Annotated in this window: 7 protein-coding genes; all 7 read left to right on the top strand. The window is 58.5% G+C overall.

Translation table 11 applies throughout. The features are described from left to right. Positions 1-27 precede the first annotated feature (27 nt). The gene (locus Q0F21_RS03840; protein WP_297237565.1) at positions 28-2169 is read left to right on the top strand and encodes a M3 family metallopeptidase; all 2142 of its coding nucleotides are present in this window, start codon (positions 28-30) and stop codon (positions 2167-2169) included. 149 nt (positions 2170-2318) lie between these two features. Then, entirely contained in the window at positions 2319-3911 is a 1593-nt protein-coding gene (gene nadB, locus Q0F21_RS03835; protein ID WP_297237562.1) for an L-aspartate oxidase, read from the top strand. Positions 3912-3951: 40 nt separating this feature from the next. Further along, entirely contained in the window at positions 3952-4836 is an 885-nt protein-coding gene (gene nadC, locus Q0F21_RS03830; RefSeq protein WP_297237560.1) for a carboxylating nicotinate-nucleotide diphosphorylase, read from the top strand. Continuing rightward, complete coding sequence (gene nadA / locus Q0F21_RS03825; RefSeq protein ID WP_297237558.1) at positions 4833-5765, top strand: quinolinate synthase NadA; 933 nt, start codon at positions 4833-4835, stop codon at positions 5763-5765. Before nadC ends, nadA begins: the two co-directional genes overlap by 4 nt. 270 nt (positions 5766-6035) lie before the next feature. After that, on the top strand, positions 6036-6299 hold the full coding sequence (locus Q0F21_RS03820) for a hypothetical protein (RefSeq protein ID WP_297237556.1): 264 nt from the start codon (positions 6036-6038) through the stop codon (positions 6297-6299). Between the two features lie 250 nt (positions 6300-6549). Then, on the top strand, positions 6550-7923 hold the full coding sequence (locus Q0F21_RS03815) for an MATE family efflux transporter (RefSeq protein WP_297237554.1): 1374 nt from the start codon (positions 6550-6552) through the stop codon (positions 7921-7923). A gap of 59 nt (positions 7924-7982) precedes the next feature. Continuing rightward, positions 7983-8155: Type 1 glutamine amidotransferase-like domain-containing protein (locus Q0F21_RS03810; protein WP_297237567.1), on the top strand; the 173-nt coding region annotated here is incomplete at its 3' end.

Below are 8155 nucleotides of genomic sequence, written 5' to 3'. Positions count from 1 at the left end.
AGTAACACCTTATCAATACGATTTCGTATGAAAAAAATTGTAACCCTCTTAGCAGGCATTGCATGTATGAGCCTGATAGGCATTACCGGATGCGACTCCAAGAAGGAGAAGCCTCTGACAGACAACCCCTTCCTTGAGGCGAGCACGCTGCCCTTCCAGGCACCCGACTTCGCCAATATCCAGGACGAGGACTTCATCCCCGCATTTAAGGAGGGGATCCGCCTCCAGCGCGAGGAGATCAAGGCGATCACCGACAATAAGGAGGCGCCTACCTTCGAGAATACGATCATCCCGCTCGAGAAGAGTGGCGCTATGCTGGGTCGCGTGAGCAGCGTCTTCTTCAAGCTCGTCTCCGCCGACGGTACCGACGCTCGCCGCGAGATCGAGACGGAGGCATCCAAGATGCTGACCGACTGGGACAATGAGCTTAATCTCAATCAGAAGCTCTTCGACCGCATCAAGACGGTCTACGACACGCAGCTGGATCAGCTCCAGGGTGAGGATCGTGCCCTGCTGGAGTATACTTACAAGGGATTTGAGAAAAACGGTGCTGCCCTCCCTGAGGAGAGCCGCGAGGAGTATAAGGAGATCAGCTCCCGTCTCTCTGAGCTGACGACTGAGTTTGGCCGCGTCATCGTCGATGCCCTGGCCGCTCAGACCGTCTGGACGGACGATGAGGCTGAGCTCGATGGTCTGAGCGAGTCACAGCTGGCTCAGGCGCGCTCTGACGCTGAGCAGCGTGGCAAGAAGGCTACCTACGCCCTCGTGCTGACCAATACCACCCAGCAGCCCATCATGGCCTCGCTGAATAATCGTGCCATGAGGGAGAAGGTCTACAACGCCTCCATCCACCGTGCCGACGGCGAGGGTGTCAGTGGTGCCAATACCTGGCCTCTGATCACCGAGATCGCCAAGCTCCGCGCTCGCAAGGCTCAGCTTCTCGGCTTCCCGGACTACGCCAGCTACTCTCTCAATTACCAGATGGCCGGCACCGAGCAGGCTGCCAATGACTTCCTCACTCAGCTCAAGGAGTCCTTTGTCCCCAAGGCTGAGGCAGAGATGGCATCGATCCAGGACTTTGCCCGCAAGACTGAGGGCAGCGACTTTACCCTCCAGCCCTGGGATGTCGTATACTATTCCGCTAAGATGAAGGAGGATCGCTTCCACTTCAGCGACGCTGACGTGCTCCCTTACTTCGAGATCGACTCCGTGCTGCGCAATGGCGTCTTCTACGCCGCTGAGCGCGCTTATGGTCTCACCTTCGAGGAGCGCTTTGACCTCCCTGTCTATGCCGACGATGTCCATGTATTTACGGTAAAGGATAAGGACGGTAGCGACCTCGGTCTCTTCTACTGCGACTACTTCCACCGCGATACCAAGGCTCCGGGCGCCTGGATGGACGAGTTTGTCACCCAGAGCACCTTCGACGGCACGAAGCCGGTGATCTACAACTGCTGCAATTACCCGAAGGCTCCCGAGGGTCAGCCCAACCTCATCTCTTGGGACAACGTGACCACGATGTTCCATGAGTTTGGCCACTCCCTCCATGGCTTCCTCTCCAATAACAAGTACCGCACCATCTCCGGGACTAATACCCCGCGTGACTTCGTCGAGATGCCGAGCCAGTTCAACGAGTACTTCGCCACTGTGCCGGAGATCTTTGACAACTATGCTCGTCACTACGAGACCGGTGAGCCGATGCCTAAGGCGCTGAAGGAGAAGATGCTTCAGTCTGTCCAGTACCTCGCTGCATACTCTCTCGGAGAGAACCTGATCGCCTCCACGATGGACATTCAGTGGCATATGCTCACACCGGATCAGGTGCCGGCAGACGCCGATGCCGCTCAGTGGGATCTCAACCGTCGTCAGGAGCTGGGACTGCTCTGGCAGTCCATCGTGCCCCGCTACTTCCAGACCTACTTCAGCCACGTCTGGGGCGGTGGCTACGCCTCCGGCTACTACAGCTACCTCTGGACTGAGGTGCTGGCAGTCAATATCGCTCAGCGCTTCGAGCGTGAGGGATGGCTCAATCAGGCTGTCGCTCAGGACTTCCGCGATAAGATCCTCTCCAAGGGTCGCACCGTGGATCTGAATCAGGCCTTCACCAGCTTCACCGGCATGGAGCACCCGGACGCCTCTGCTCTCCTTCCCGCACGAGGCATCAAGTAAGGTAATATCCCATCTATGACTCAAGGGCTGTGACGCACCTCTGCGCCGCAGCCCTTGAGTTCTCCTACGCCCTGCAGCAGAGATCAGCCTTATGTAGTCCGCTACAAAAGAGTTACATTTGTGGAGAGTATAACCAGTACCGTAATATAATGAAGCGGCTTTTTGACTTTGTCGTCGTCGGCGGCGGCCTCGCAGGCCTATACTCTGCCTACCATCTCTCCCGACGCGGCTCTGTTGCCTTGATCGCCCAGGGGGCGGTAGAGGACAGTAATTCCTACCACGCACAGGGCGGTATAGCTGCCGTCAGCGCACCGGGGGACACCACCGATGAGCACTACGACGATACGATCGTCGCCGGTGTCTATCTCAATGACCCGGATGCCGTGCGCGTCCTCACGGAGGAGGCGCCGGAGCGGATCCGTGAGGTGATCGGTATGGGGATGGACTTCGACAAGGACCCCGATGGGCGGACCGCTCTCGGACTGGAGGGGGGACATCACCACCACCGGATCCTCCATGCAGGGGGAGATGACACAGGACATCGGATCTCAGACTTTATGATCGGGCAGGTGAGGGCACTGGAGGAGATCACCCTCTTTGAGCACCATGAGGCGCTTGAGCTGATCGTCCGGGAGGGTCGCTGTCGGGGGATCAGAGTCTATGATAAGGAGGCGCACCGGATCGAGCCTTTCCTCGCCGGGAGTGTCATCCTGGCGACGGGCGGGTGTGGTGCGCTCTTTAGCCCCACCACCAATCCTCCCACCGCCCTCGGGGACGGCTGCGCTCTCGCTCATGAGGCTGGGGCGGAGCTGCGAGACATGGAGTTTATCCAGTTCCATCCCACCGGGCTATACACGGAGACGGATCACGCCTTCCTGATCAGCGAGGCGGTGCGCGGCGAGGGGGCGATCCTGCTCAATGATCAGGACAAACCATTTATGAAGGGGCGTCACCCCCTGGCAGACCTTGCTCCGAGGGACGTGGTGGCGCGGGAGATCTTCCGTGAGATGAGGCGGAGCGGTGCTTCGCACGTCCGTCTATCCCTTCGCCACCTCGATCCGGACCGGATCCGACACCGCTTCCCCACCATAACCGCCTATCTCGACTCCCTAGGCATCGACATCACGCAGGAGATCCCGGTGGCCCCGGCGGCGCACTACACCGTGGGTGGCATAGCGACCGACCTGGAGGGACACACTTCTCTACCGGGCCTCTACGCTGTGGGCGAGGCAGCGAGCACCGGCGTCATGGGTGCCAATCGCTTAGCCTCCAACTCTCTCATCGAGTGCCTTGTCTACGGCAAGCGCGTGGCGGAGAGAGCCGAGGGAGACCCGGTCGACCTGACCGATCTACCGGAGGAGACTACACCGGCCTGGGATCGCGACAGGTCTATCGAGTGGTACCGAGTGGAGGGGAAGCCGATCGAGGAGAAGTGCGCCCGACTGATGACCGCCTACTGCGGCATCATCCGTCGAGGGGACGAGCTCCGGCGACTGATCATGCAGCTGGGTGCTGAGGAGGAGCGTATCCGCCCTCTTGTGGGGGAGAACGTCTATGCGCTGATGACGCTGCGGAGGCTGCATCTCTCCACGCTGATCGCCCGTTCCGCTCTCTCCCGAGAGGAGTCGCGCGGCTGCCACTACCGGGAGGACTTCACTGCGACGAAGCCGCAGGGGAGCGTCTTCCACACCCTGATCGACCGGGACGATATCATTCGCCAAGAGCCGGTTGCTGAGGAGTAAGAGCAAGCCATTTTTTTCATCACCATACTATAGCACAATCATGAATCCATACGACATAGAGACAGAAAACCTGGACCGGCTCATCGAGCTGGCGCTTGATGAGGATGGGGTCTCGCACGATCTCGCCACCCTCTCCATCGTCCCGAGGGAGGATCTGCAGACTGCATTTATCACCGCTAAGGCGGACGGCATCATCTCTGGTATCAAGGTGGCACGTCGGCTGATAGAGACGGCTGCTGACCTGGAGGAAGAGGTGGACTTCCAGCCGCTGGTCTCGGACGGAGACCGCATTACCCGGGGGCAGGACCTGATCCGGATCCGCTGCAGCTACCGCACCCTCCTCGGTGCGGAGCGGACGATGCTCAATTTCCTCCAGCGCATGAGCGGCATCGCCACCGCTACGGCCGAGCTGGTCAAGCTCTGCGAGGGTACCCGGGCTCACGTCCTCGATACTCGAAAGACCCTCCCCGGACACCGGCTGACCGATAAGATGGCGGTTCGTCATGGCGGCGGATACAACCACCGTCACGGTCTCTACGACATGTGCCTCCTCAAGGACAACCACATCAAGCTCGCCGGCAGCATCACCGCCGCCGTGGAGTCTGCTCGGCGATCCCTCCCTCTCTCCATCAAGATCGAGGTCGAGACCGAGACCCTCGAGCAGGTGGAGGAGGCTGCACGCGTCGGCGCAGATATCATCATGCTGGATAATATGTCCACCGACATGATGACCGAGGCGGTTCGCCTCATCGACGGCCGCGCCAGGACCGAGGCATCCGGCAACGTCTCCGCCGAGACCATCCGCGCCATCGCCGAGTGCGGTGTCGACTATATCAGCGTCGGCGCTCTGACCCACTCCGTGAGGGCGCTCGATATCAGCATGAACTTTGGACACAAGGATAAGGGAACCTCTGACAGAAAATGATGACTCAGGACGAACTCTACAGCGAGATCAAGCGACTTAAGAAGGAGCAAAACGCGGTGATTCTCTCGCACTTCTACCAGACGGCAGAGGTGCAGCGCGCCGCGGACCTACTCGGCGACTCCCTTCAGCTCTCTCAGGAGGCGGGACGAACCGATGCGGAGGTGATTGTCTTCTGCGGAGTAAAGTTTATGGCCGAGACCGCCTTGATCATCTCTCCCGATAAGAAGGTACTCCTGCCGGTCCGCTACGCCGGCTGCACTCTCGCCTCAGCGATCAAGGGCTCCGACCTGAGGGCGTGGAAGGAGAAGCACCCTGACGGACTTGTGGTCAGCTATGTCAATACCACCGCTGACGTCAAGGCAGAGACCGACTACTGCGTCACCTCCTCCAATGCCCTCGACATCGTCAGCAAGCTCCCTGAGGACCGCCCGATACTCTTCTGCCCCGACCGTAACCTCGGCAATTACATCCGCTCCAAGACCGGACGGGAGATGGAGATCTGGGACGGCTGCTGCGTGGTCCACGAGGTGGTCAATCGCATCGCCGTGGAGCAATTCCTCGAGCAGTATCCCGACGCGGAGCTGCTGATCCACCCCGAGTCCCCCGTCGCCCGTGAGAGGGACTATCAGGATAATCCTCGGATCCTCTTTGGCTCCACAGCTGCGATCCTTAAGCGTCCCGCCGCCTTTGCCGAACCACACACCTTCTGCATTGGCACCGAGATCGGCATCATGACCGAGCTGGAGCGACGCTACCCGCAACACACCTTTGTCAGCATGATCCCCGAGAAGCACTGCCGGACGATGAAGCTCATCAGTCTCCAGGACGTCTACGAGAGTCTCCTCCACGACCAGTATGAGGTGAAGGTGCCGGCAGATGTCCGTGAGCGGGCGATCGTCCCGATCCGTCGTATGCTGGAGATGAGCTGATCGGTCCTCTCCGAGCCCCCTCCGGCCAAAGTCAGAAACGAAAAGCGGCCAAAGCCGGAAATGAAAACCGGCCAAAGTCAGAAACGAAAACCGGCCAAAGTCAGAAACGAAAACCGGCCAAAGTCGGAAACGAAAACCTGCCAAAGTCAGAAACGAAAAAAATAGCATAATGTTAAGTCCATTGAATCAGCCGATTAGTGGTTTATACTATTGACAGAGTAATACGCGTAAAATAAATGCTACTATCGGATGAGTGAGAAAGAGAAACTTATGAAAAAGCCAATCCATACGATGCCATTTGTCGTGATACTCGGCTCCGCGGTGCTGCTGATGCTGGCGAGTCGATACCTATTCGGGGAGAGTAGTGTAGTGGATCTGATCGCCATCACCCTGCCGATCGTTATTGTCGGTCCGGTCTACTTCTTCTTGGGGAAAAAGCGAGGCTGGGAGCTCTCCTTGGGATCGGTTCTCCTCACCGTCCTGCTGATGGCTGCACTCGTAGGCGTCGCCTCCTACCTCATCACTGTCCGGTAGCTCCTACGGACTCGGTCGGGGAGGCTTCCACGTCGGGTAAGTAAGCGATCGAACTAATACCGGTAATAGTGATGACTAATACCGGTATTAGTTTTCACTATTACCGGTAAAAGAAATCACTCTGTAGGGTGGGGGTGCTGTGCTCTCGTCCTCAGACCCTTCGATGACGCACCATTAGGCGAGCTGACTCACGATACTACGGGTGCGCTGACCATTTTGTGTACCTTTGTGAGGAAGTAAAAGAAGATCTATGCAGGCAGACTCAGAGACACTACTCCGGAGAGAGATCCCCGACACCTCACTGAAGAGGCTCCTCCGGCTCTCCGGGCCGGTGGTCATCTCTCTGATGGCGCAAAATCTGATCGGCGTCATCGACACCGCTTTCCTCGGGCGTCTCGGGGTGACGGAGCTGGGTGGCGCTTCGATCGCCGCGCTGGTCTACTTTAGCATCTTTACCGTCGGCTTCGGCCTCGCCTCCGGCACACAGATCATCATCAGTCACAAGTATGGCGCCGGGCAGTACCGCTTGATCGGTAACGTCCTCGGCAATAGCATCATGATGCTCCTTGGCGCGGCGATCCTGGCGATCGTGCTCGCGATGCCGATAGGACGATGGGCTTTCGGCACACTCCTTACGAGTAAGGCGGTGGGAGCGGCGGCGCTGGAGTACTGGGACTACCGGATGCTCGGCTTCATATTCATTTTTATCTCCTCCTCGATGCGGTCGTTCTTTGTCGGGATAGGGGAGACGAAGGTGCTGACCTACAACTCTCTCGTGATGTCGGTCGTGAATATAGTCCTCGACTGGGCGCTGATCTTCGGTCACCTCGGGCTGCCGGCACTGGGGATCAAGGGGGCGGCGATCGCCAGTGTCTGCGCTGAGGGAGCGTCCCTCATATTTTACCTCCTCTACATACGGACCCGAGTGGATCTCAGGAAGTACGGCATGGACCTGAGGGATATGCTGCGCTGGGATGGGACTGTGGCACGCTCGCTGCTCCACATCTCTTACTTCCTGATGCTGCAGGCGCTGATGTCGCAGAGCGTCTGGACGCTCTTCTTCTTCATGCTCGAGAGCCTCGGGGAGATGTCCCTCGGTGTTGCCTCGATCTCGCGAAGTGTCTACAACGTACTCTTCATCCCGATCATCTCTTACGGCACCGCTGTCCGGACGACGACGGGACAGCTGATGGGCGCCGATGCTGCGGACGAGATTGCGCCCTATCTGCATCGGGCGAGCCGCCTCTCTCTCGGTACGGCGGCTGTACTGGCGGTGCTGGTCTCTATCTTTGCCTCCACTGTCCTGCGAGTATTCACCGATGATCCGATGCTGATCACCGCTGCCGTACCATCGATGCGGGTGCTCTGCCTCGCCTTTGTCGTGGCGAGTGTGGGGAATATGTACTTCCACGCCGTCGGCGGAGTGGGGTCGACGCAGAAGGTCTTCCGCATCGAGCTGTCGGGGAATATCTTTTACCTCCTCTATGCGGTGGCGATGGTCTACCTATTCAGGGCGCCGATCGCCGTCTGCTTCACGGTGGAGGTGATCTACTTCGGCATCGTCGCCGTCCGGAGCTACCTCTTCATGCGCTCCGAGAAGTGGCGCGGGGTGCATCTCGTGTGAGGGCAAAGATAAATGGGTAAATTTGCATAACAACTAATCAGACAATACAACATAGACCTATGAGACGATTACTACTGATCAGCAACTCAGCCTCTCCCGGCGAGAGCTACTTGGAGAAGGCCGGCCCCGATCTCAATGACTTCCTCACCGAGGCAGATCGTGAGGAGGTGATCCTCGTGCCCTACGCTGCCATCACCTACTCCTACGATGAGTATGTCAGCAAGGTCAATAA

It is taken from the genome of uncultured Porphyromonas sp., assembly GCF_934359325.1.
Classification (GTDB): Bacteria; Bacteroidota; Bacteroidia; order Bacteroidales; family Porphyromonadaceae; genus Porphyromonas_A.
This window is presented reverse-complemented; position numbering and strand designations above follow the sequence as displayed.